Origin of the sequence: Streptomyces sp. NPDC002209, assembly GCF_042890265.1 — a bacterium.
Taxonomy (GTDB): Bacteria; Actinomycetota; Actinomycetes; order Streptomycetales; family Streptomycetaceae; genus Streptomyces.
In genome coordinates this window covers 947,050-971,449 of sequence record NZ_JBIARX010000001.1, presented here as the reverse complement: position 1 = coordinate 971,449, position 24,400 = coordinate 947,050, and the positions used below count along the sequence as shown (strand labels likewise).

At 73.0% G+C, this 24,400-nt stretch carries 20 protein-coding genes; 7 read left to right on the top strand and 13 right to left on the bottom strand.

The window, feature by feature from the left end; translation table 11 throughout:
• Positions 1–68: 68 nt before the first annotated feature.
• The 6 genes from ACFYXK_RS04455 to ACFYXK_RS04430 form a co-directional block, all read right to left on the bottom strand.
• Entirely contained in the window at positions 69–1,004 is a 936-nt protein-coding gene (locus ACFYXK_RS04455) for a siderophore-interacting protein (protein ID WP_389409757.1), read from the bottom strand.
• 52 nt (positions 1,005–1,056) lie between these two features.
• Positions 1,057–2,103, bottom strand: coding sequence for an ABC transporter substrate-binding protein (locus tag ACFYXK_RS04450; RefSeq protein ID WP_389409756.1), 1,047 nt, complete (start codon positions 2,101–2,103; stop codon positions 1,057–1,059).
• 135 nt (positions 2,104–2,238) lie between these two features.
• Entirely contained in the window at positions 2,239–3,399 is a 1,161-nt protein-coding gene (locus ACFYXK_RS04445; RefSeq protein WP_389409755.1) for an acyl-CoA dehydrogenase family protein, read from the bottom strand.
• A gap of 7 nt (positions 3,400–3,406) precedes the next feature.
• Positions 3,407–4,327, bottom strand: a complete 921-nt coding sequence (locus tag ACFYXK_RS04440; RefSeq protein WP_389409852.1) for a hydroxymethylglutaryl-CoA lyase — start codon at positions 4,325–4,327, stop codon at positions 3,407–3,409.
• Positions 4,328–4,338: 11 nt separating this feature from the next.
• On the bottom strand, positions 4,339–6,483 hold the full coding sequence (locus ACFYXK_RS04435) for a biotin carboxylase N-terminal domain-containing protein (protein WP_389409754.1): 2,145 nt from the start codon (positions 6,481–6,483) through the stop codon (positions 4,339–4,341).
• A 23-nt stretch (positions 6,484–6,506) separates the two neighbouring features.
• Complete coding sequence (locus ACFYXK_RS04430) at positions 6,507–8,123, bottom strand: carboxyl transferase domain-containing protein (RefSeq protein WP_389409753.1); 1,617 nt, start codon at positions 8,121–8,123, stop codon at positions 6,507–6,509.
• 99 nt (positions 8,124–8,222) lie between these two features.
• Here ACFYXK_RS04430 and ACFYXK_RS04425 point away from each other — a divergent pair, with 99 nt between their 5' ends.
• Both ACFYXK_RS04425 and ACFYXK_RS04420 read left to right on the top strand, forming a co-directional pair.
• A complete protein-coding gene (locus ACFYXK_RS04425) occupies positions 8,223–8,801 on the top strand; it encodes a TetR/AcrR family transcriptional regulator (RefSeq protein WP_383513326.1) in 579 nt (192 codons plus the stop codon).
• A 56-nt stretch (positions 8,802–8,857) separates the two neighbouring features.
• Positions 8,858–9,679, top strand: a complete 822-nt coding sequence (locus ACFYXK_RS04420) for a phosphatase (protein ID WP_389409752.1) — start codon at positions 8,858–8,860, stop codon at positions 9,677–9,679.
• Between the two features lie 70 nt (positions 9,680–9,749).
• Here the strand turns inward: ACFYXK_RS04420 and ACFYXK_RS04415 are convergent, their stop codons facing one another.
• Positions 9,750–10,610 carry an SDR family oxidoreductase gene (locus ACFYXK_RS04415; RefSeq protein WP_389409751.1) on the bottom strand — a complete coding sequence of 287 codons (861 nt, stop codon included), beginning with the start codon at positions 10,608–10,610 and terminating at the stop codon, positions 9,750–9,752.
• Between the two features lie 81 nt (positions 10,611–10,691).
• On the opposite strand from ACFYXK_RS04415, the gene ACFYXK_RS04410 reads away from it, so the two are divergent.
• On the top strand, positions 10,692–11,171 hold the full coding sequence (locus ACFYXK_RS04410; RefSeq protein WP_389409750.1) for a MarR family winged helix-turn-helix transcriptional regulator: 480 nt from the start codon (positions 10,692–10,694) through the stop codon (positions 11,169–11,171).
• On the opposite strand, the gene ACFYXK_RS04405 is transcribed toward ACFYXK_RS04410, so the two are convergent.
• The 6 genes from ACFYXK_RS04405 to ACFYXK_RS04380 form a co-directional block, all read right to left on the bottom strand.
• The gene (locus ACFYXK_RS04405; RefSeq protein ID WP_389409749.1) at positions 11,168–12,127 is read right to left on the bottom strand and encodes a cation diffusion facilitator family transporter; all 960 of its coding nucleotides are present in this window, start codon (positions 12,125–12,127) and stop codon (positions 11,168–11,170) included. The genes ACFYXK_RS04410 and ACFYXK_RS04405 overlap by 4 nt on opposite strands.
• Positions 12,128–12,149: 22 nt before the next feature.
• Entirely contained in the window at positions 12,150–12,656 is a 507-nt protein-coding gene (locus tag ACFYXK_RS04400; RefSeq protein ID WP_389409748.1) for a hypothetical protein, read from the bottom strand.
• A gap of 85 nt (positions 12,657–12,741) precedes the next feature.
• Positions 12,742–13,620, bottom strand: coding sequence for an acyl-CoA thioesterase II (tesB, locus tag ACFYXK_RS04395; protein ID WP_383513316.1), 879 nt, complete (start codon positions 13,618–13,620; stop codon positions 12,742–12,744).
• A 35-nt stretch (positions 13,621–13,655) separates the two neighbouring features.
• Entirely contained in the window at positions 13,656–14,813 is a 1,158-nt protein-coding gene (locus ACFYXK_RS04390) for an acyl-CoA dehydrogenase family protein (protein ID WP_389409747.1), read from the bottom strand.
• A gap of 171 nt (positions 14,814–14,984) precedes the next feature.
• The gene (locus tag ACFYXK_RS04385) at positions 14,985–15,308 is read right to left on the bottom strand and encodes a hypothetical protein (RefSeq protein ID WP_389409746.1); all 324 of its coding nucleotides are present in this window, start codon (positions 15,306–15,308) and stop codon (positions 14,985–14,987) included.
• Positions 15,309–15,438: 130 nt separating this feature from the next.
• Entirely contained in the window at positions 15,439–16,842 is a 1,404-nt protein-coding gene (locus ACFYXK_RS04380) for a PucR family transcriptional regulator (RefSeq protein WP_389409745.1), read from the bottom strand.
• Between the two features lie 114 nt (positions 16,843–16,956).
• Between ACFYXK_RS04380 and speB the strand changes: the two genes are divergently transcribed.
• The 4 genes from speB (at position 16,957) to ACFYXK_RS04360 (ending at position 24,378) form a co-directional block, all read left to right on the top strand.
• Positions 16,957–17,928 (top strand): agmatinase, encoded by a 972-nt coding sequence (gene speB, locus ACFYXK_RS04375; RefSeq protein ID WP_389409744.1) that lies wholly within the window; start codon positions 16,957–16,959, stop codon positions 17,926–17,928.
• A 67-nt stretch (positions 17,929–17,995) separates the two neighbouring features.
• Positions 17,996–19,681: a thiamine pyrophosphate-binding protein gene (locus tag ACFYXK_RS04370; RefSeq protein WP_389409743.1), complete on the top strand. Its 1,686-nt coding sequence runs from the start codon at positions 17,996–17,998 to the stop codon at positions 19,679–19,681.
• A gap of 125 nt (positions 19,682–19,806) precedes the next feature.
• Complete coding sequence (locus ACFYXK_RS04365; protein WP_389409742.1) at positions 19,807–20,403, top strand: GntR family transcriptional regulator; 597 nt, start codon at positions 19,807–19,809, stop codon at positions 20,401–20,403.
• Between the two features lie 138 nt (positions 20,404–20,541).
• On the top strand, positions 20,542–24,378 hold the full coding sequence (locus tag ACFYXK_RS04360) for an ABC transporter ATP-binding protein (protein ID WP_389409851.1): 3,837 nt from the start codon (positions 20,542–20,544) through the stop codon (positions 24,376–24,378).
• The last annotated feature ends 22 nt before the right edge of the window (positions 24,379–24,400 follow it).

Genomic DNA, 24,400 nt, shown 5'->3' with positions numbered 1-24,400 from the left:
AAAAAAGCGATGGGCCCCGGCCGAAACCGGGGCCCATCGCTGAAAAGGGGTGGAGGAAGCGGGAGTTGCTACAGCTCGGACGAGGGTTCCTCGCTGGCCGCCTGGCCCGCGTACGCCTCGGCGAGGAGTTCCTCCTCGCTCGCACCGAGACGCCAGTAACCGGTGAAGCGCACGGCCCGCCGGTCGATGGAACGTTCCTGCACGACATGCCGGCGGACCGCCCGGATCGTGCCGGCCTCGCCCGCGAGCCAGGCGTACGGAGCTTCGGCCACCGGCAGTTCGGCCGCCCGGAGCGCCTCCAGCACGCGCTCGGTGCGCTCCTTGCCCGCGCCGCGCTCCCGCACGATCCAGGTGATGTCCGCGTCGGCGAGCGTCGGCAGCGCGAGCCGGTCGTCGGCGTGCGGCACCTCGAACCACGCGGCGACCCGGGTCCCGGCGGGGAGCCGGTCCAGGATCGCGGCGGCCGCGGGGAGCGCGGTCTCGTCCGCGTACATGAGCAGTGCGTCGGTGCCGGCCGGCGGCTGGAACCGTACGGACTTGTTCTCCGCGACGGCCGGGCCGATCGCCATGATCCGGCGGCCGGTCACCGCCCGCCCGGCCCACTGCGACGCGGGGGACGCGTCCCCGTGGAGCACGAAGTCGATGTCGACCTCGTCGGCGCCCCCGGGCGTACGGCGCTGCTCGCGCACGGTGTACGAGCGCATCACCGGCCGTTCCTCGTCCGGCATGGCGCGCCAGGCCGCGAACCAGGTGTCCTCGTCCGTGGACGGGAGCACGGTGTGCTCCTGGTGGGCGGGCGGCAGGAAGAGCGAGAGGCTCTGGTCGTAGCCGCCCGAGCGGAAGCCCGACAGGGACTCCCCGCCGAACGTGACCCGCAGGAACGAGTGCCCGAGCCGGCGCGTGCGGAGCACTTCGAGTGCGAAGAACCGGAAGTGGGCGGCGGCCGGGGCGGTGTCGGATGCGGTGGCGCCGGACGCCGTGGCGCCGGATGCGGTGGCGGTCATGCGGAGAGTCCCCCTCGTCAGTGGAAACGGCGCCGGGTCGGGGCGCCGAGGATCAGCTGACCTTCTTGGCGTTCTGGATGGACTTCGCGAGGTCCTCGAGGATCTGGGCGCACTTGTCGTACGAGTAGATCGGCTCGGTCACGCGCGGGGCGACCTGGCCGGCCTTGACGGCGGGCAGCTCGGTCCAGGTCGGCTTGGCCTTCAGCTCCTGCGGCTGCAGGGTGCCGGTGCGGTTGTCGAGCAGGACCAGGTCGGCCTTGTACTTGCCGGCGTTCTCCCAGCTGAGGCTCTCGAAGAAGCCGCCGGCGTCCAGCTTGTCCTGCTCCGGGGTGACGAACTCGACGCCGAGGGTCTCGAAGTACTTCAGGTCGGCCGAGGTCTTCGGGGTGGAGACGTAGAACAGGTCGGCGGAGCCGGAGCCGACGAGCACCTTGACGCCCGGGTTGGCCTTCGTGGCCTCGCGGACCTTGGTGGCGGCCGACTCGAAGCGGGCCTTGGCGTCGGCGGTCTGCTTGGTGTTCAGGTCGGCGCCCAGGGACTTGGCGAGGTCGGCCGTGCGCTCCAGCGCCTTGTCCAGGGAGACGTTGCCGCCCACGCCGATCGCGGCGGCCGGGGCCAGCTTCAGGATCTTGTCCTTGGAGGCCTCCGGGACGAACCAGTAGCTGCCGTCCCAGGTGTTGGTGACCAGCAGCTCGGGCTGGAGGGCCGCGTACTTCTCGACGTTGAACTCGTCGTAGACGTTGCCGAGGATCTCGACCTTGGAGATGTCCATCGAGCCGGCCGTCGTGTCGGCCTTGCCGTCGGCGGTCCTGGTCGGGCCGAAGACGCCCTTGACCTGGACGCCGTAGTCGTAGAGCGCGGCGGCGGTGCCGGTGTAGGCCACGATGTTCTTCGGCTTGGCCTTGAGGCTGATGTCCTTGCCGAGGTCGTCCTTGAAGGTCCAGGCACCCGAGGTCGCACTGCCCTTGTCCTTGTCGCCCGCCGCGCTCTTCGCCGAGTCGGAGCCGCCGCACGCGGTGAGGGCCGCGACGAGGCCGAGGGCGCCGCCGGCGGCGATGAGGCCGCGACGGGAAAGGCAGGAGGTACGGGACTTGGGCATGTCTATGTCCGCTTTCGTGCGTGCCGGGCGGCCACTGGGCCGTTCGCAGGGAAGGTTAGCCTAACCTTGGCCGAAAACGGTAAGGGGGCCCTAAGTTCCCTCAGGGCCCCCTCGTGGTACCGCGGTCCGCGCTGTCTAGCCGGCGAAGCCCAGCTCACGGGCGATGAGCATGCGCTGCACCTCGCTGGTGCCCTCGCCGATCTCCAGGATCTTGGAGTCCCGCCACATGCGCGCCACGGGGTACTCGTTCATGAACCCGTAGCCGCCGTGGATCTGGGTGGCCTCGCGCGCGTTGTCGACGGCGACCGTCGAGGAGTACAGCTTCGCGATCGCCGCCTCCTTCTTGAACGGCTCCCCGGCCACGAGGCGGGAGGCCGCGTCACGCCAGCCGATCCGCGCCATGTGGGCGCGCATCTCCATGTCCGCCAGCTTGAACTGGATGGCCTGGTTGTCGCCGATGGGCCGGCCGAACGCCTTGCGCTCCTTCGCGTACTTCACCGACTCGTCCACGCAGCCCTGCGCGAGGCCGGTGGCGAGCGCCGAGATCGCGATGCGGCCCTCGTCGAGGATCCGCAGGAACTGGGCGTAGCCGCGGCCCTCCTGGCCGACCAGGTTGGCCAGCGGCACCCGTACGTTGTCGAACGCCAGCTCGCGCGTGTCCGACGCGTTCCAGCCGACCTTGGAGTACGGGGCGGCCACCGTGAAGCCGGGGGTGCCGGACGGCACGATGATCGAGGAGATCTCCGGGCGGCCGTCCGCCTTGCGGCCCGTCACGGCGGTGACGGTGACCAGACCGGTGATGTCCGTACCGGAGTTGGTGATGAAGCACTTCGAGCCGTTGATCACCCACTCGTCGCCGTCCTTGACGGCCGTCGTGCGGGTGCCGCCGGCGTCGGAGCCGCCGTCCGGCTCGGTCAGGCCGAAGGCGCCGAGCACCTCGCCGGCGCACATCTTCGGCAGCCACTGCTGCTTCTGCTCCTCGGTGCCGAAGAGGTAGAGGGGCATGGCGCCGAGCGAGACGCCCGCCTCCAGGGTGATGGCGACCGAGGAGTCGACGCGGGCCAGCTCCTCCAGGGCGATGCCGAGGGCGAGGTAGTCGCCGCCCATGCCGCCGTACTCCTCCGGGAAGGGCAGGCCGAACAGGCCCATGCGGCCCATCTCGCGGACGATCTCGTACGGGAACTCGTGCCGCTCGTACAGGTCACCGATCTTGGGGGCGATCACGTCGTGCGCGAACGCCTCGACGGTACGGCGGAGTTCCTCGTGCTCGGGGGTGAGCCGGTGGTCGAGGGACATGTCTTCGTTACTCCTTGTGGGAGAGGGCGCGGACGGTACGGGAGGGGCTGGGGCGTCCCAGCTGTTCGGCCATCCACACGCTCGTGGCGGTGAGGGCGGCCAGGTCGACGCCGGTCTCGATGCCGAGGCCGTCGAGCATCCACACCAGGTCCTCGGTGGCGAGGTTGCCGGTGGCGCTCTTCGCGTACGGGCAGCCGCCGAGGCCGCCTGCGGAGGCGTCGACGGTGCTCACTCCGTGCTGGAGCGCGGCGAGGGTGTTGGACAGGGCCTGGCCGTAGGTGTCGTGGAAGTGCACGCCGATCCGGTCGGTCGGCACGCCCTCCTCGCCCAGTTCGTCGAGGAGGGCCTGGACGTGGCCCGGGGTGGCGACGCCGATGGTGTCGCCGAGGCTGAGCTCGTCGCATCCCAGGTCGAGCAGGGCCTTGGCCACGCGGACCACCTGGTGGACCGGGACGGCGCCCTCCCAGGGGTCGCCGAAGCACATGGAGAGGTAGCCGCGGACGTGCGCCCCGCCCTCCTTGGCGCGGGCCACGACGGGCTCGAACATGGCGAGGGACTCGGCGACGGTCCGGTTGAGGTTGCGCGAGGCGAAGGTCTCGGTCGCCGAGCCGAAGACGGCGATGCGGTCCGCGCCGAGGGCCAGGGCGCGGTCGAGCCCGCGCTCGTTGGGGACCAGGACGGGGAGGTGGACCCCGGCCAGATCCCGGAGCTGCGGGAACAGTTCCTCGGCGTCCGCCAGTTGGGGCACCCACTTGGGGTGCACGAAGCTGGTCGCCTCGACGGTGGTCAGCCCGGCCGCGGCCAGCCGGTGGATGAACTCGGCCTTCACCTGGGTGGGTACGGCTGTCTTCTCGTTCTGCAGCCCGTCGCGGGCGCCGACCTCGTGGATGCGGACCCGGGCCGGCAGCCCGGGCGCCGGGACGGTCATGGGCAGCCGGTTCACTTGGCCTCCCCTTCTTCCTTCTCGTCTTCCTCGTCCGGGGTGACGACGGCCAGGACCTGGTCCATGGCGACGGTCGTGCCGGGGGAGACGTCCAGCTCGGTGACCGTGCCGGAGTGGGGGGCGGAGATGACGTGCTCCATCTTCATCGCCTCGACGACGAGCAGGCTCTGCCCGGCGGCCACCTTGTCGCCGACGGTCACCTTGACGACGGTGACCGTGCCGGGCATGGGGGCGGCCAGGGTGTCGGCCCCTGCGCTCGCCGCGCCGTGAGCGGATACGGGGTCGTGGTGCTGGACGTGCCAGCTGTCTCCGTCGCGCCCGAGCCAGGTCCCCTCCGGGGAGGGGGCGTGGCTGAACCGGTGGGTGACGCCGTCGAGTTCGACGGTGACCTGATCCGGGGTGCGGCTGACGATCCGTCCGCGGGCCGGTGTCCCGGGGCTCTGCCCCGGACCCCTCGCCTCGATCGCCGGCGGGGCCGGATTTTGGCCGGCGCCGCCGATGGGTGCGGGTAGAGGCTGCGCTGCAGACCCGGCCGCCTCCAGGAGGAGCTCGGTGCCCGAGCCTGTCCCGGCCGGCCGGGTACGGACCGCTACCGGGTCCTGGCCCGGGAGACGGAAGTGGCGGACCGTCCAGGCGGGGGTGCCGCCGAGGCGCCAGCCGTTGGCGGAGTCGAACGGGTCGACCCAGCTCCGGTCCCCCGAGCCCCCGGCAGGGTTTCGGGAAGGGGCGGGGTGGGGGCCCACCAGCAGCGCAGCCGCCGCGTACACCTCGTCCGGGACCCCGTCCGGGAGGAGGGACGGTAGGTCCCGCTCCACCAGCCCGGTGTCCAGGTCCCCGGAGACGACGTCCGGGTGCGCCAGCAGCCTGCGCAGGAACCCCGCGTTGGTCTGGACACCCAGGATCACGGTGTCGGCCAGAGCACCCCGCAGCACCCGCAGGGCCGCGGCCCGGTCCGGCCCGTACGCGATCACCTTCGACAGCATCGGGTCGTACGTCGACCCCACCGGCACGCCCGCCGTCAGCCCGGAGTCGGTGCGCACCGAGCCCCCGTTCGGCTCCGACAGGGCCAGGACCGTACCGCCGGACGGCAGGAAGCCCCGCGCCGGGTCCTCCGCGCACACGCGGGCCTCGATCGCGTGCCCGGTCAGCCGGACCTGCGACTGCTCGAAGCCCAGCGCCGCGCCGGAGGCGACCCGCAGCTGCTGTTCCACCAGGTCCAGCCCGGTGATCAGCTCCGTCACCGGGTGCTCCACCTGGAGCCGGGTGTTCATCTCCATGAAGTAGTACGAGGACGGGTCCCCGCCCGGGACGATGAACTCCACCGTGCCCGCGCCGACGTACCCGCACGAGCGCGCCGCCTCCACCGCCGCCGCGCCCATGGAGGCCCGCAGTTCCGGCGTGAGCAGGACCGACGGGGCCTCCTCGATCACCTTCTGGTGGCGCCGCTGCAGCGAGCACTCGCGCTCGCCCAGGTGCACCACGTTCCCGTGCGCGTCCGCCAGCACCTGGATCTCGATGTGCCGGGGCCGGTCCACCCACCGCTCCACGAGCAGCGTGTCGTCGCCGAACGAGGAGCGCGCTTCGCGGCGCGCCGCCGCGATCTCCTCGCCCAGCAGGCCGGCGTCGCGGACCAGCCGCATGCCCTTGCCGCCGCCGCCCGCCGAGGGCTTCAGCAGCACCGGCATGCCGATCTTCTCGGCGGCCGCGACCAGTTCGGCGTCCGTCAGGCCGCTGCCCGAGGAGCCGGGCACGACCGGGACCCCGGCCGCCTTCACGGTCTCCTTGGCGCGGATCTTGTCGCCCATCAGGGAGATCGCCGAGGCCGGCGGCCCGATGAAGGCGAGCCCGGCGTCGGCGCAGGCCTGGGCGAACGCCGCGTTCTCGGCGAGGAAGCCGTAACCCGGGTGGACGGCCTCGGCCCCCGTGCGCCGCGCCGCGTCGAGCAGCCGCTCCACCGACAGGTAGCTCTCGGCGGCCGCCGCCGGGCCGATCCGGACGGCCGTGTCGGCCTCCCGTACGTGCCGTGCGTCCGCGTCCGCGTCGCTGAAGACGGCCACGGACCGCACCCCGAGCTCCCGCAGCGTGCGGATGACCCGGACCGCGATCTCGCCCCGGTTCGCGACCAGAACAGTGCTGAACATCGAAGAAGTCCTCACGTCACACGTCACATTCGGAAGATGCCGAAGCCCGCGTCGCCCAGCGGGGCGTTCGCGCACGCGGTCAGGGCCAGTCCCAGCACCTGCCGGGTCTCCATCGGGTCGATGACCCCGTCGTCCCACAGCCGCGCGGTGGCGTAGTAGGCGTTGCCCTGCTCCTCGTACTGCGCGCGGACCGGGGCCTTGAAGGCCTCCTCGTCCTCGAGCGGCCACTCCTGGCCGGCGCCCTCGATCTGGTCCCGCTTGACCGTGGCGAGCACGGACGCGGCCTGTTCGCCGCCCATCACGGAGATCTTGGCGTTAGGCCACATCCACAGGAACCGCGGCGAGTACGCCCGGCCGCACATCGAGTAGTTGCCCGCGCCGTACGAACCGCCGACGACCACGGTCAGCTTCGGGACCCGGGTGCAGGCCACGGCCGTGACCATCTTGGCGCCGTGCTTGGCGATGCCGCCGGCCTCGTAGTCGCGGCCGACCATGAAGCCCGAGATGTTCTGGAGGAACAGGAGCGGGATCCCGCGCTGGTCGCACAGCTCGATGAAGTGCGCGCCCTTCTGGGCGGATTCGGAGAACAGGATGCCGTTGTTGGCGACGATCCCGACCGGGTGGCCGTGGATCCGGGCGAAACCGGTGACCAGCGTCTGCCCGAACTCCGACTTGAACTCCTGGAAGCGGGAGCCGTCCACGATCCGGGCGATGATCTCGCGGGCGTCGTAGGGGGTGCGCGAGTCGACCGGGACCGCGCCGTACAGCCCGTACGGGTCCACCTTCGGCTCTTCCGGCGCCTCGACCGACCAGGGCAGGGCCCCGCGCTCCGGCAGGGTCGCCACGATGTTCCGTACGATCCGCAGCGCGTGCGCGTCGTCCTGCGCGAGGTGGTCGGTGACGCCCGAGATCCGGGAGTGGACCTCGCCGCCGCCGAGCTCCTCGGCCGTGACCACCTCGCCGGTGGCGGCCTTCACCAGCGGCGGGCCGCCGAGGAAGATCGTGCCCTGGCCGCGGACGATGACGGCCTCGTCGCTCATCGCCGGGACGTACGCGCCGCCCGCCGTGCAGGAGCCCAGGACGGCGGCGATCTGCGGGATGCCGGCCCCCGACATGCGGGCCTGGTTGTAGAAGATGCGGCCGAAGTGCTCCCGGTCGGGGAAGACCTCGTCCTGCATGGGCAGGAAGGCGCCGCCCGAGTCGACCAGGTAGAGGCAGGGGAGACGATTCTCCAGGGCCACCTCCTGGGCGCGGAGGTGCTTCTTGACGGTCATCGGGTAGTACGTGCCGCCCTTGACGGTGGCGTCGTTCGCGACGATCACGCACTCGCGGCCGCTGACCCGGCCGATGCCCGCGATGACCCCGGCGGCCGGGGCCGCGCCCCCGTACATGCCCTCGGCGGCCAGCGGGGCCAGCTCCAGGAAGGGGGACCCGGGGTCCAGGAGGGTGTCCACGCGGTCGCGGGGGAGCAGCTTCCCGCGGGCGGTGTGGCGGGCGCGGGCCTTCTCGCCGCCGCCGAGCCGGGCCGCTTCGAGCCGGGACCGCAGCCCCTCGGCGAGCTCGCGGTGGGCGGCCTCGTTGGTCCGCCAGGCCTCGGACGCCGGGTCCGCGGCGCTCGTCAGCACTGGTGCCTGCTGCATCGGTCGAGCTCCCTTGCTCGGTGCACGCTGTTAATGAGCGTTAACGCATGTACCGCCTAGGTTAACGAGCGCTAACGGCCCTGTCTAGAATGGATTCCCATGAGCACCAGAGCGGCCGCCCCGACCCGGCGCGAGCAGATCCTCAGTGAGGCCGCCCGCCTCTTCGCCGAGCGCGGGTTCCACGGCGTCGGCGTGGACGAGATAGGGGCCGCGGTGGGCATCAGCGGCCCCGGCCTGTACCGCCATTTCGCGGGCAAGGACGCCATGCTCGCGGAGCTGCTGGTCGGGATCAGCGAGCGGCTGCTGACCGGCGGCCGCCACCGGGTGGCCGCGGCCGCGGGCGACCCGGACGGCGTACTGGCCTCGCTCATCGACGGCCACATCGACTTCGCCCTCGACGACCGGGCGCTGATCACCCTGCACGACCGGGAGCTGGACCGGCTGCGGGAGACCGACCGCAAGCTCGTACGGCAGCTCCAGCGCAAATACGTGGAGCTGTGGGTGGAGGTCGTACGGGAACTGCACCCGGCGGTCGCCGAGGCGGAGGTACGGGTGTCCGTCCACGCCGTCTTCGGCCTGCTCAACTCCACGCCGCACCTGGCGGCGCTCGGCCGGGAGGCGACGGAATCGCTGCTGCGGCGACTGGCGCACGGGGCGTTCGGGGCGCTGTCGGGGTGAAACGACGCGTCCGCTGGTCGGAATGGCACCGACGCCTCGGGCGCGGCGGCGGCAGAATGGGCCGCATGCCGAAGCCGATAGAGACGCCCGCACCGTCAGTTGAACCGCCGAGCCGCGCCGAACTCGTCGACCACCTGGTCCGCACCCGGATCGCGGGCCAGGTCGCCACGCCCCGCGAGAACAACCTGTCGCACTACCGCAAGCTCGCCAACGGCGACCGGCACTACTGGCTGGGCCTGGAGCTCGGCGACCGCTGGGCGGACGAGCAGGACGTGCTCGCCGTCATGGCGGAGCGGGTCGGGGTCGTCGACGACGCCGCGTACCGCTTCGGCCAGGACACCATCGACCCGGAGCTGACCGTCTCCGGCCTGGACCGGATGGCGGCGCGGCTGCGCAAGGCGGCCCTGGACCGGCAGAGCGTGCTGCTGGCCACGGGGCACCCGGGCGGCCTGCTGGACGTCCACCGGGCGACGGCGGCCGCGCTGCGCGCCGCGGGCTGCGAGATCGTGGTCATCCCGCCCGGCCTGGTCGCGGACGAGGGCTCGGTGTGGCAGTTCGCGGACGTCGCCGTGCTGGAGCGCGGGGCCACGCTGTGGCACACGCACTCCCCGGAGCCGATGGCCGCGATCCTGGACGGCCTGGCGGCGGCGAACCGCCCCCAGCCGGACCTGGTCGTCGCCGACCACGGCTGGGCGGGGTGCGCGGCGCAGCGCGGGCTGGACGCGGTGGGCTACGCGGACTGCAACGACCCCGCGCTGTTCATCGGCGAGGCGGAGGGCACGCTCCAGGTGGCGGTCCCGCTCGACGACCACGTCCGCGACCCGCGCTTCTACGACCCGATGGTGGCGTACCTGCTCTCCGCCGCCGGCCTGCTGTAGCCGGGGCCCGGCGGGGCCTCGGCCAGAGCCCCGCCGGTGTTTGCGGCCCGTACCGGGTCGTGTCGTCTCCCTAGCCCAGCCAGTCGGTCATCTCGGTCTGCACGGCCGAGCCGTCGAGGTCGGCGAGCTTCATGGCCACGAAGTCGCGGGCCCAGTCGGAGGTCTGGATCCGGAACGGCATCTTCTCGGCGGTCAGCGCGTCGACGACCGGCGCCGCCGCCTGCTCCGGGGTCTGCGCGGTGTCGCTGCCGAAGGACTGCATGGCGTGGTTGATGTAGCCCTCGAGCGCCGGGGCGTAGGGACCCGCCTGGGTGAGCAGCGCCGGGATGTCGAGTCCGACGTTGTTCACGAACTCGCTGGAGACGGCGCCCGGTTCGACGACGGCCACCTGGACGCCCGCGGAGGCGGCGACCGGGGCGAGGGCCTCCATGAAGCCCTCGACGGCGAACTTGGCCGCGCAGTAGGACTCGTTGAACGGCTGGCCGATCACGCCGCCGACGCTCGTCACGGTGATGACCCGGCCCCCCGAGGCGCGCAGGTGGGGCAGCGCGGCCCGGGTGAGTTCGGCGACGCCGAAGAAGTTGACCTCCATGACGGACCGCAGCTGCTCCATGCTGTGCTGCTCGATGGTGCCGACGAAGCCTGCGCCCGCGTTGTTCACGACCGCGTCGAGGTGCCCGTGCTCGGCGACGACCTCGGCCACGCAGGAGGCCACGGAGTCCGCGTCGGTCACGTCGAGCCGCTTGACCTGGACCAGGCCGGAGACGCCGGCCTCGGCGGCGGCCTTGGTCAGGGCGTCGGCGCGCGAGGTGTCCCGCATCGTGGCGACGGTGTGCCAGCCCGCCCGGGCGGCGGCGACCGCGGCGGCCAGGCCGATGCCGGAGGAGGTGCCGGTGATGAGGACGGTCTTGGTGCTCGTGGCTGTGCTCATGAAAGAGTCTCCCTAGATTTGTGCGTGCACACACACATTAACTTTGTGTGCGTGTGCACGCAACCCGGGTATTCTGCTGCCATGGCGAACAACGAGCTCAGCATGGGGGGACTCACCTCCCGCGACTACGCCTTCTACGGCCTGGTCTGGGCGGGTACCACCCTCACCGCCCGGGTGGACCAGGCCCTCACCCGCCGCCACGACCTGCCGCTGTCGTGGTTCGAGGTGATGCTGTGGCTGTACGCCCAGAACGAGCCCGTCGCCCCCTCCGAGCTGGGCGCCAGGACGCTGCTCAGCCGGAGCCAGGTGTCCCGCGTCGCCGATTCGCTCCGGGCCCGCGGTCTGATCGAACGGGTCCCCTCCCCGACGGACGCCCGGTCCGTGCGGATCGCCCTCACCGACGCGGGCCGCCGCGCCTTCGCAGAGGCCGACGCCACCCGCCGCGAGGCCCTCGCCGAGGCCTTCGACGACCGCCTCGACGACGCGGACATAGCCGCGCTCGCGGCGATCTGGGCCAAACTCAAGGCCCGCCCGGAGAACGGACAGCAGGCCCAGGCCTAGGACCTGGCCTCGGGCCGGACTTGGGGCCGGACCTCGGCGTCGGGGCCGGGCGTCGGGTCCAGGTACACCCGGCGGACGGCCGGCCACCGCTCCCGCAGCTGCTCCTCCGCGTCCTCGCACGCCGCCTCCACCTGCCGGGCCGACGCCAGGTCGTGGAAGTCGATCTTCGCCGCGATCAGCACCTCGGACGGCCCCTGCACCAGCGTCGTCAGCTCCAGCACGCCCTCGATGTGCGGCACGGTCAGCAGTTCCTCCCGCACCTCGGCCCGCATCGCCGCAGGCAGCGGCCGCCCGATTAGGTACTGGGCGTTCGAGCGGCCCAGCTCCCACGCCACCGCCACCAGCAGCAGCCCGATCAGCAGCGACGCGATCCCGTCGGACACTCCCGACCCGGTGAGCTGCGCCCCCAGCAGGCCGCCCGCCGCCAGGACGAGCCCGATCAGCGCGGCCACGTTCTCCAGCAGCACCGCCTTCACCGCCGTGTCCGGGGTGTGCTTCACGTACTCGCCCAGCGGGGCCCGCATCCGGGCCGCCTCGCCCCGCATCTGCCGCCAGGCCACCAGCAGCGAGTAGCCCTCCAGTACGAAGGCCACGGCGAGGACCGCGTACGAGAGCGCGGGGTCGCCCGGCTCCTCGCCCTGCACCAGCGTGTGGATCCCGTCGTACACGGAGAACACCGCGCCGCCGGCGAACGTCGCGATCGACGCGAGCAGCGCCCAGATGTACCGCTCCGGCCCGTAGCCCAGCGGGTGGGCCTCGTCCGCGGGCCGCGCGCTCCGTTTCAGCGCGGCCAGCAGCAGGACCTCCGTCACCGTGTCGGCCACCGAGTGCGCGGCCTCCGACAGCATCGCGCTCGACCCGCTGACGATGCCGCCGAACGCCTTGGCCGCCGCGATCCCCAGATTGGTGACCACGGCGACGACGACCGTACCGACGCTTTCGGATTCCTCGGGCATGAGGTGACGGTAGGGCCGGTGCTCAGGCCGACGGGTCAGCGACACCCGACGGGTCGGCGACACCCGACGGGGTCGCCGTCCGGCCCCCGGGCGCCTTGCGCCGCAGCACGGCCGCGAACGGTGCCGCGCACGTGCAGAGCGCGGCGGTCGCGGCGGCGGCCACGAAGGCCGGGTTCACCCAGCCGGGGATCAGCTGCCGCCCGCCCGGATCCCCGGGGTGGTCCGCACAGTGGACGGAGAGCGGGAACGACGACTCCCAGACGACCGTCTTCTCGTGCTCGCCCCACTGGGCGTATCCGCACACCTCGTCGGGATCGAGGACGTACACGCCGTACGACACGCCCCAGATGTAGACCGACCCGGCGGCGCACAGGGCGAGGAGGGCGGCCAGCAGGAAGGTGCCCGCGCCGAGCAGGTCCGCGGCGGAGCGCCGCCGGACCGTGACCACCAGGTGGACGGCGAGCCGGCCGAGGACCAGGACGCCCACGAACGGGGAGACCAGGGCGAGGGTGAAGAGCAAAGCGATCATGCTTCCAGCCGACGCCCGGCCCGCCCGGTCAGTTCCGCACTGTGGCCGAGCCCACGCGGTGCCCGGCCCGCAGGGTGTTGCGGCATCAGGCGCGCGGGACGCGCACCACGCCCTCCTGGATGACGGTCACGGCGAGCCGCCCGTCCTGCGTCCAGATGCGGGCCTGGCCGAGGCCCCGCCCGGCAGCCGCCGACGGGGACTCCTGGTCGTACAGCAGCCACTCGTCGGCACGGAACGGCCGGTGGAACCACATCGCGTGGTCCAGCGAGGCGCCCACCACGTCGCCGACCGCCCAGCCGCCCCGGCCGTGCGCGAGCAGCACCGAGTCGAGCAGGGTCATGTCCGAGACGTACGTGGCCAGGCAGGTGTGCAGGAGCGCGTCGTCGCTCTCCAGCTTGCCGGCCGTACGGAACCACACCTGCGAGCGCGGCTCGACCGGCTCGCCGACGCTGCCCCAGGGCGGGACGGTCGCGTACCGCAGGTCCACCGCGCCGCGCGCCTCGATCAGCCGCTCCACCGTGCCCGGGTCGCGGAAGATCTCCCGGTACGCGGGCAGGGACTCCTCGGCCGTCGGCAGGGTCTCCGGATCGGGCGCGTCCGGCATCGCGGCCTGGTGGTCGAGGCCGTCCTCGTACGTCTGGAAGGACGCGGAGAGGTGGAAGATCGGCTGGCCGTGCTGGACGGCGACGACCCGGCGGGTGGTGAAGGAGCGTCCGTCGCGGATCCGGTCGACCGCGTAGACGATCGGCGCGCCCGGATCCCCGGCGCGCAGGAAGTACGAGTGCAGCGAGTGCGCGGTGCGGTCCTCGGGCACGGTCCGGCCGGCCGCGACCAGGGCCTGGGCCGCGACCTGGCCGCCGAAGACGCGCGGTACCAGCGCCGAACGGCTGGTACCGCGGAAGATGTTCTCCTCGATCTGCTCGAGGTCGAGCAGATCAAGGAGGGTCGTCAGTGCCTCGTTCATGAGGGGAAGGGTAAGTCCCTTGTCCCGAAGGGCCCTTACAGGCCCATCGACTTGGCGATGATGGACTTCATGATCTCGCTGGTGCCGCCGTAGATGCGGTTGACGCGGTTGTCGGCGTACAGGCGGGCGATCGGGTACTCGTTCATGTAGCCGTAGCCGCCGTGCAGCTGGAGGCAGCGGTCGATCACACGGTGCGCGACCTCGGTGCAGAACAGCTTCGCGGAGGCGGCCTCCGCGGGGGTCAGCTCGCCGGCGTCCAGGGCCTCCAGGGCGCGGTCCGCGACGGCCTGGGCGGCGTCCACCTCGGCCTGGCAGGCGGCCAGCTCGAACTTGGTGTTCTGGAAGTGCGCGACCGGCTTGCCGAAGACGGTGCGGTCGGTGACGTACTGCTGGGCGAACCGGACGGCCGCGGCGGCCTGGGCGTACGCGCCGAACGCGATGCCCCAGCGCTCGGAGGCCAGGTTGTGGCCGAGGTAGTAGAAGCCCTTGCCCTCCTCGCCGAGCAGGTCCTCGATCGGGACCTTGACGTCGACGAAGGCCAGCTCGGCGGTGTCGGAGGTCTTCAGGCCCAGCTTGTCGAGCTTGCGGCCGATGGAGTAGCCCTCGGACTTGGTGTCCACGGCGAACAGGGAGATGCCGAAGCGGCGGTCGTCCTCGCTCGGGGCGGAGGTGCGGGCGCAGACGATCACGCGGTCGGCGTGCACGCCACCGGTGATGAAGGTCTTGGAGCCGTTGAGGACGTAGTGCGTGCCGTCCTCGGAGAGCTTGGCGGTGGTCTTCATGCCCGCGACGTCGGAGCCGGTGCCCGGTTCGGTCATCGCGAGGGCCCACATCTCCTCACCGGAGACGAACTTCGGCAGGAAGCGCTTCTTCTGCTCGGTGTCGGCCAGCATCTTGATGTAGGGGAGGGCGAGCAGCACGTGCACGCCGGAACCGCCGAAGTTGACGCCCGCGCGGGAGGTCTCCTCGTACAGGACGGCCTCGAACTTGTGGGTGTCCAGGCCGGCGCCGCCGAACTCCTCGGGGACGTTGATGCCGAAGACGCCCAGCTCGCCGAGCTTGTAGTAGAAGTCGCGCGGGGCCTGGCCGGCCGCGAACCACTCGTCGTAGACGGGGACGACCTCGGCCTCTATGAAGGCGCGGATGGTCTCGCGGAACGCCTCGTGGTCCTCGTTGAAAACGGTACGGCGCACAGCCGCCTCCTCGATCCTGTCGCCCGTCGCGCTGTCGCGCCGTGTCTAAGCGCTTGCTCAGACTATTAAGTTACCCGTGGGTTGGGCGGGCTGTCCAGAGTCGGGGAGGGGGACCGGGTGTGATGTCCGGCGGCCCGGCGGTGCGGGCCGCCGGACACCCGGCGCCCGGGCCTACTTGCCGAGGACCGTGCCGGTCCACTGGCCGGCGGCACCCTGCATCAGGGCCTCGTTGCTCAGGACCTGGGTCCCGGGCAGCGCCGCCATGCCGATGTCACCGGTCGGCGCCGCGCCGTTGTGGGAGCCGACCGTGTTGTCGCGGCCCGCGTTGAACACGTCGTCGGCGGCCACCTGGGACAGGTCGCCGAAGACGATCGAGTACGTGTTGTCGATCGGCGCGTACACGACGAAGTTGTCGTCGGCGCAGGCGGCGGACGCGCCGGCCAGGAGCATGCCGCCGGCGGCGAGAGCGGTCAGGGCGAGGCGGATCGATCGCACGAGGGTGCCTTTCGGGGAGGGGCCGGGGAGACAGTGCGAACGTAGGCCGCCGTGCACCGCCGGGCACCGCACCGGCCGCCGTACGGCCCGAGTCCATCCGTACGGCGCAGCCGCCCCGGGGCCGCGGCGCTCAGGCCTCCGTGTCCCGGGTCAGCGCGAACCACAGCTCCATCCGGGTGTCCGGGTCGTCGAGATCGCTGCCGAGCAGGGCGGCGACCCGCGCGATGCGCTGGCGGACGGTGTTGCGGTGGACGCCGAGGGCCGCGGCCGTCCGGTCCCAGCTGCCGTGGTGCGCCAGCCAGGCGCGCAGGGTCTCCCGGTGCGCCGTGGGCAGCGGGGCGAGCAGGGCCTCGGCGTGGGCGCGGGCCTCGGCGGGGTCCACCAGGGCGCCGAGCCCCGCGCCGGTGTGCCGGACGAGCGCAGTGCGGGCCGCCTCCGCCCGCTCCAGCGCCCGGCGGGCCTGCGTGTCCGCCGTGGCCAGGGCATCGGGTCCGGCGGGGGCGCTCACCCCGAGCCGCCACCCGGGCTGCGCGGAGGGCTCCCGGTCGGTGAGGAGCCGTACCGCCGGATCGGCCGGGTCCAGCAGTACGGTGCCCAGCGCGGCGGCGAGGGCCTGCGGATCGGCGCCGCCGCGGGCGTGGACGGCGTACCAGGGCCCGGGCCCGGCCAGCGCCTCGGCGGGGGAGCCGCCCAGCAGCAGCCGGGCCAGCGCGGCGGCCTCGGCCCCGGCCGGCCGGTCGGCGGTGAGCAGGGCCAGCAGGACGGCGGCGACCGAGGCGACGGTGTGGTCGCCCGGGGTCCGGGCCGGGGTGGCCGTGCCGAGCGCGCCGTGGCGGCCGAGGGCGTACGCGGCCAGGTGCCAGCCGTCGGCCTGGTCGGTGGCGGTCGCGGGACCCTCGGCGCGGCCGACGCGGGCCAGCAGCGCGTCGAGGGCCGCGGGTACGGACCGGGCCTCCGGCGGCGGCGGGCTGCCCGCGGCCCGGCCGCCGGGCCACAGCCGTACGTGCCCGCCGAGGCTCGCCGCGAGCCGGGCCAGCACCGCCGGGACCGGATCGGGGCGGGCGGCCGCGGCGGCCAGGGCCTGCTGGGCTTCGGTGACCCGGCGCAGCTCGCGGGTCCGCGCCTCGGCCATGAGCCGCCAGACGGCGCGGGCGACGGCCGTGAACCGGGTCTGCGGCGGTACCTCCAGCAGCGGCAGCCCGTGCCGCTCGCAGGCCTCGGCCAGCGCGGGCGGCACCTCCTCGTGGACGGGGGCCACACCGAACCCGAGGGCGGCGGTCCCGGCCGCGACCAGCCGGGCCACGTACGCGTCGTGGCCGGTGTTCCCGGCTCCGGCGGTCAGCAGCAGCTCCCCGCCCAGCAGATAGGGGGAAGGATCGGCCATCTCGGAGGCGTGCACGCCGTGCACCCCTGCCTCGGCCGGCCCCGCGACATGCCGCAGCCCGAGCTCCCGGTCCGCGAGCAGCGCCCCCAGTGCCACGGGCGCCACGGGGTGATCGGGCGCAGCAGCCGGGCCCGGCCGGGGGACGTCCATGGATACTCCGTACAAAAAATCGGCACCGTGTGGATGAAATCTACACTTCGCGCCCCGCGGGCACCCGCTTACGCTCGAAGGACCGCACCGTAGGACCTCCAGAAGGGCACCCCCATGAGCACCGAGCAGACGCCGCGCGGACCGGTCGACTCCTCCCGCATCCCGCGCTACGCGGGCCCCGCGACCTTCGCCCGGCTGCCGCGCCTGGACGAGGTCGGCTCGGCGGACGTCGCCGTCGTCGGCGTGCCGTTCGACTCGGGTGTCTCGTACCGTCCCGGTGCCCGCTTCGGCGGCAACGCCATCCGCGAGGCCTCCCGCCTGCTGCGTCCGTACAACCCGGCGCAGGACGCCTCCCCGTTCGCGCTCGCCCAGGTGGCGGACGCCGGTGACATCGCGGTGAACCCCTTCAACATCAACGAGGCCGTCGAGACGGTCGAGGCGGCCGCCGACGAGCTCCTCGGCGCCGGCTCCCGCCTGATGACCCTGGGCGGCGACCACACCATCGCCCTCCCGCTGCTCCGCTCCGTCGCCAAGAAGCACGGCCCGGTGGCGCTGCTGCACTTCGACGCGCACCTGGACACCTGGGACACGTACTTCGGCGCCGAGTACACGCACGGCACGCCGTTCCGCCGTGCCGTGGAGGAGGGCATCCTCGACACCGAGGCGCTCTCCCACGTCGGCACGCGCGGCCCGCTCTACGGCAAGCAGGACCTCGACGACGACGCCAAGATGGGCTTCGGCATCGTGACCTCGGCCGACGTCTACCGCCGCGGCGCCGACGAGGTCGCGGACCAGCTGCGCCAGCGCATCGGCGACCGCCCGCTGTACATCTCGATCGACATCGACGTGCTGGACCCGGCGCACGCGCCCGGCACCGGCACCCCGGAGGCGGGCGGCATGACCTCCCGCGAGCTGCTCGAGATCATCCGGGGCCTGTCCTCCTGCAACCTGGTCTCGGCGGACGTCGTCGAGGTCGCCCCGGCGTACGATCACGCCGAGATCACCTCGGTCGCGGCCTCGCACACCGCGTACGAGCTGACGACGATCATGAGCCGTCAGATCGCCGCCGCCCGGCAGGGGCGGTAGGCACCGCGCCGCTCCGCAGGCGGAGCGAGCGGCGAAGCAGGAACCGATGAAGGGCGAGTAAGCGCACGTGACGCACGACCACGACCTGGTACTCCGTCCCACCGAGGCCCAGACGGCGGCGGCCCTCTCACCGCCGCCGGGGCGGACGGGCGGGGACCTGGTCGTGGAGACGCTGCGCTCGCTCGGCGCCACCACCGTGTTCGGGCTGCCGGGGCAGCACGCGCTCGGCATCTTCGACGCGGTGGGGCGCTCGGACCTGCGGCTGTTCGGACTGCGGACGGAGAACAACGCCGCCTTCGCGGCGGACGCGTACGGCCGGCTCACCGGCGAGGCGGTCCCCCTCCTGCTCTCCACGGGGCCGGGCGCGCTGATGGCCCTGCCGGCCCTGGCTGAGGCGGCCGCCGCGTCGGCGCCGGTCCTCGCCATCGCCTCGCAGGTCCCGGTGGCGGGCCTGGGCGGCGGCCGGCGCGGGCACCTGCACGAGCTGCGTGACCAGTCGGCCTCGTTCCGGGACGTGGTGAAGTCGGTCCACACGGCCCGCACCCCGTCCCAGATCCCCTCCGTGATCGCGGAGGCCTGGGAATCGGCCCTGACCGCTCCGCACGGCCCGGTCTGGGTGGAGATCCCGGAGGACGTCCTCCGCGCGGAAACGGTGATCCCCCAGGTGACCGGCGTGGACGCGACCCCGCACGAGCTCGCGCCGCGCCCCGAGCTCACCGCTCTGGCGGCGCACTGGCTGGGCCGCGCCTCCCGCCCGGTGATCATCGCGGGCGGCGGTGTGATCCGCTCGGACGCGGCGGGCAAGCTGCGGCAACTGGCGGAGCGGCTGGGCGCCCCGGTGGTCACCACCTTCGGCGGCAAGGGCGCCTTCCCGTGGACGCACCCGCTGTCCCTCCAGTCCTGGCTGGAGGACCGCCACATGACGGACTTCCTCGAGGACGCGGACGTCCTCCTGGTCGTCGGCTCCGGCCTCGGCGAACTGAGTTCGAACTACCACACGTTCTTCCCGACGGGCCGGGTCGTCCAGATCGAGGCGGACCTCGGCAAGCTGGAGTCCAACCACCCGGCCCTCGGCATCCACGCGGACGCGCGCCTGGCCCTCCAGGCCCTCCTGGAGACGGTCCCGGAGCGCGAGGACGCGCAGGCGCCGGAGCGCGTCCGGATGGTCCTGGCGGAGATCGAAACGCGGCTCGCCGGCCAGGACGTGACGCTGGAGCGCCAACTCCTCACGTCGATCCGCGCGGCGCTCCCCGCCCGCTCGCCCTCCTTCTGGGACATGACGATCCTGTCCTACTGGGCCTGGTCTGCGTTCGACGCGAAGCACCCCAACACGATGCACTCGGCCCAGGGCGCGGGCGGCCTCGGCTACGCCTTCCCGGCGGCCCTCGGCGCCTGCATCGCGGAACCGGGCACCCCGGTCCTGGCCGTCTCGGGCGACGGCGGCGCGATGTACTCGATCGCGGACCTGGCGACGGCGAAGCAGCACGACCTGGACGTGACCTGGCTGATCGTCGACGACGGCGGCTACGGCATCCTGCGCGAGTACATGACGGACTCCTTCGAGGGCCGCACGACGGGCACGGAACTCACCCGCCCAGACTTCGTCGCCCTGGCCCGGTCCTTCGGCGTCCCGGCGTCCGTCACTTCTCCCGAAACCCTCCGCGAGGACCTGGCCGCGTCCCTCGGCACTCCGGGCCCGACGCTCCTGGTCCTCCCGGCCACCCTCAAGATGTTCGCCCCGACGCACCTCTGAACCCCGAACCCGAACCCCGAATCGGACCCCGAATCGGAACCCCGAATCAGGGCGCCCCTGCGATCACCTGCCTAGGATGTCCGGAGATGTCCAGATCCATCCAGAGGTGATCAGGGAGGATCCGTATGCCGGGTGAGGGTGCCGGACGGCTGCGCGCCGAGGGGCCGGCCGAGGCGCACGAGGGCTCCGCGGCCATCGTGCGGCGCCGCGGGAGCCGGCGGCCGGCCGCCGGTGTGCCGGGCGCGGGGCTCTTCGTCCGGGAGGGCGACGCCGAGGGCCGAGAACCCGTCGCCGAGTTCCTCTCCGTCGGGGACGAGCCCGCACCGCCGGCCGTCTCGGCCGCGCTGGGGCTCGCCGAGGGGGTGACGGCCTGCGTCCGGCGCAGGAGGTTCCTGCTCGACGGGAAGCCCGTCATGCTGGCCACCTCGTACCTCGACGCCGTCCTCGTCGCCGGTACGCCCATCGCCGAGCCGGACTCCGGCCCCGGCGGGATCCACGCCCGGCTCGCCGAGCTCGGCCACGAGCCGGCCCGGTTCCTCGAGGAGATCCGCTCCCGGATGCCGTCCCCGGAGGAGGCCGACCGGCTCGGCCTGGCGGCCGGGACCCCGGTGGTACTGGTCCGCCGTACCGCCTTCACCGCCGACGGGCGGGCGGTCGAGGTCAAGGAGATGGTCCTCGACGCCTCCGCGTACGTCCTCCAGTACGAGTTCGACACCCCCTAGTCCCCGGTCGGGCGAAGCGCACTCGCCGGGTGCAAACGCCGGTGCGATTGTTGCGGGGGGATGAAATCCGCCGGTCGCGGCGTTGGGGGAGGCGGCAGGACAGGATCAACGGGGAGGCGTCACGTGGCGGCGGCACAGATGGCAGAGGGCGGAAAACAGGGCTGGGCCCGGCGGCTCGCCGCGTACACCTGGCGGTACCGGCTCAATGTGCTGCTGGCGCTCGGGTCCTCGCTGGGCGGCATGGCGGTCATGGCCCTCGTCCCGCTGGTCACCAAGGTCATCATCGACGACGTCATAGGCGACCACACCAAGCCCATGGGCATATGGGCCGGGCTGCTCATAGGCGCCGCGGTCCTCGTCTACGTGATGACGTACATCCGCAGGTACTACGGCGGCCGCCTCGCGCTCGACGTCCAGCACGACCTGCGCACCGACATGTACGACACCATCGCCCGCCTCGACGGGCGCCGCCAGGACGAGCTGTCCACCGGCCAGGTCGTCGGGCGGGCCACGAGCGACCTCCAGCTCATCCAGGGGCTGCTCTTCATGCTGCCCATGACCATCGGGAACTTCCTGCTGTTCGGGATATCCCTCGGCGTCATGCTGTGGCTGTCCCCGCTGCTGACCCTCGTCGCGCTGCTCATGGCCCCCGCGCTCTGGTTCATCGCCCAGCGCAGCCGCAAGAAGCTCTTCCCCGCCACCTGGTGGGCCCAGGGCCAGGCCGCCGCCGTCGCCACCGTCGTCGACGGGGCCGTCACCGGCGTCCGCGTCGTCAAGGGCTTCGGCCAGGAGGAGCAGGAGACCGGCAAGCTGCGCGCCGCCGGGCGGCGGCTGTTCGCCGGGCGGATGCGGACCATCCGGCTCAACTCCCGCTACACCCCGGCCCTGCAGGCCGTGCCCGCCCTCGCCCAGGTCGCCATGCTGGCCCTCGGCGGCTGGATGGCCACCAACGGCCAGGTCACCCTCGGCACCTTCGTGGCCTTCTCCACCTACCTCGCCCAGCTCGTCGGCCCGGTCCGCATGCTCGCCATGGTCCTCACCGTCGGCCAGCAGGCCCGCGCCGGCGTCGAGCGGGTCTTCGAGCTCATCGACACCGAGCCCGTCATCGAAGAGGGCACGCACGAGCTGCCCGCCGACGCCCCCGCCACCGTCGAGTTCGACGAGGTCGTCTTCGGGTACGACCCCGAGCGGCCCGTCCTGGACGGGTTCTCGCTCTCCATCGCCGAGGGCGAGACCGTCGCCGTCGTCGGCGCCTCGGGCTCCGGCAAGTCCACCGTCTCCCTCCTCCTGCCGCGCTTCTACGACGCCGACCGCGGCACCGTCCGCGTCGGCGGACACGACGTGCGCGGGCTGACGTACGACTCCCTGCGCGCCGCCATCGGGCTGGTTCCGGAGGACTCCTTCCTCTTCTCCGACACCATCCGCGCGAACATCGCCTACGGCCACCCCGGCGCCACCGAGGCGCAGGTCGAGGCCGCGGCCCGCGCAGCCCAGGCCGAAGGGTTCATCAAGGCCCTGCCCGCCGGGTACGACACCAAGGTCGGAGAGCAGGGGCTCACCCTCTCCGGCGGCCAGCGCCAGCGCATCGCGCTCGCCCGCGCCATCCTCACCGACCCCCGGCTGCTGCTCCTCGACGACGCCACCTCCGCCGTGGACGCCCGCGTCGAGCACGAGATCCACGAGGCGCTGCGCGCCGTCATGGCCGGCCGCACCACCCTCCTCATCGCCCACCGCCGCTCCACGCTCGCGCTGGCCGACCGGATCGCCGTACTCGACCGCGGGCGGCTCTCCGACATCGGAACGCACCAGGAGCTGGAGCGCAGGTCGCCCCTGTACCGGCGGCTGCTCACCGACCCCGACGCACTCGGCGCCGCCTCGCCGCGCACCCCCGACGCGCCCACGATGGCCGAGTTCGAGCGGGACATCGAGGGGGACCTCGAACGGGACATCGAGCTCGAGGCCGAGATCGACTCCGAGCCGGTCAACGCCAAGCGCCGGGTCGCCGACGGGGTGACCCCCGAGCTCTGGCGCCGCCAGGAGGAATCGGAGTCCGCCGCCCCGGCCGGGACCGCCGCGGGGCCCGGCACACCCGGCGCCGCCCCCTCCATCGCCGGCGCCATGGCCGGCATGCCGGCCACCCCCGAGCTGCTGGCGCAGGTGGCCGCGCTGCCGCCCGCCGACGACGAGCCCGCCGTGGACGAGGACCAGGCCGCGTCCGCCGAGAAGAGCTACAACCTGCGCCGGCTGCTCCGCGGCTTCTGGGCACCGCTCGCCGTCAGCCTCGGCCTCGTCGCCGTCGACGCCGGCTCCGGACTGCTGCTCCCGATCCTGATCCGGCACGGCATCGACAAGGGTGTCGAGCAGGCTGCGCTCGGAGCCGTCTGGGTGGCCGCCGCTCTCGCGCTCGCCGTCGTCGTCGCGCAGTGGGCCGCCCAGTTCGCCGAGACCCGGATGACCGGGCGCACCGGCGAGCGCGTCCTGTACGCGCTGCGCGTCAAGATCTTCGCCCAGCTCCAGCGCCTCGGCCTCGACTACTACGAGCGCGAGCTCACCGGCAAGATCATGACCCGGATGACCACCGACGTGGACGCCCTCTCGACCTTCCTGCAGACCGGGCTCGTCACCGCCGTCGTCTCCGTCTTCACCTTCTTCGGCATCCTGATCGCCCTGCTCGTCCTCGACGTCGAGCTCGCCCTGATCGTCTTCGCGACGCTCCCGGTGCTGGTCCTCGGCACGATCGTGTTCCGCCGCAAGTCGGTCGCCGCGTACGAGCTCGCCCGTGACCGGGTCAGCCTGGTCAACGCCGACCTCCAGGAGTCCGTCTCCGGGCTGCGCATCGTCCAGGCGTTCCGCCGCCAGCGGGCCGGCGCCGCCCGGTTCGCCGAGCGGAGCGACTCGTACCGCGAGGCCCGGGTGCGCGGCCAGTGGCTGATATCCGTCTACTTCCCCTTCGTCCAGCTGCTGTCCTCCGGGGCCGCGGCCGCCGTGCTGATCGTCGGCGCGGGGCGGGTCGAGGCCGGCACCCTCACCACCGGCGCGCTGGTGGCGTACCTCCTCTACATCGACCTGTTCTTCGCCCCCGTGCAGCAGCTCTCCCAGGTCTTCGACGGCTACCAGCAGGCCACCGTCTCGCTCGGCCGGATCCAGGGGCTGCTGCGCGAGCCCACCAGCACCCCGCGCCCGGCCGCGCCCCGCGAGGTCAGGGAGCTGCGCGGCGAGATCGCCTTCGAGGACGTGCGGTTCGCGTACGGCACCGCCGAGGAGCGGGGCGAGAAGGGCGACGCGCTGGCCGGGATCAGCCTGCGGATACCCGCCGGCCAGACCGTCGCGTTCGTCGGCGAGACCGGCGCCGGCAAGTCCACGCTGGTCAAGCTCGTGGCCCGGTTCTACGACCCGACCTCCGGCCGGGTCACCGCGGACGGCGCCGATCTGCGGGAGCTCGACCTGACGGCGTACCGCCACCGGATCGGGGTCGTCCCCCAGGAGCCGTACCTCTTCCCGGGGACGGTCCGCGACGCCATCGCCTACGGGCGGCCCGAGGCGGGCGACGCGGAGGTGGAGGCGGCCGCCCGCGCGGTCGGCGCCCACGACATGATCGCCACCCTCGACGGCGGCTACCTGCACACCGTCGCCGAGCGCGGGCGCAACCTCTCGGCCGGCCAGCGCCAGCTGATCGCGCTCGCCCGCGCCGAACTCGTCGACCCGGACGTGCTGCTGCTCGACGAGGCCACCGCCGCGCTCGACCTGGCCACCGAGGCCCAGGTCAACCAGGCCACGGACCGGCTCGCCGGCAAGCGCACCACCCTGGTGGTGGCACACCGGCTGACCACGGCCGCGCGCGCCGACCGGGTCGTGGTCATGGACCGCGGCCGGGTCGTGGAGGACGGCACCCATGCCGAACTCGTCGCCCGCGGCGGCCGCTACGCCGACCTGTGGCGCACCTTCGTCGGCGAGGACGAGCCCGCCGCGGCATGAGCCGGCCGCTCTGAGCCGCCGT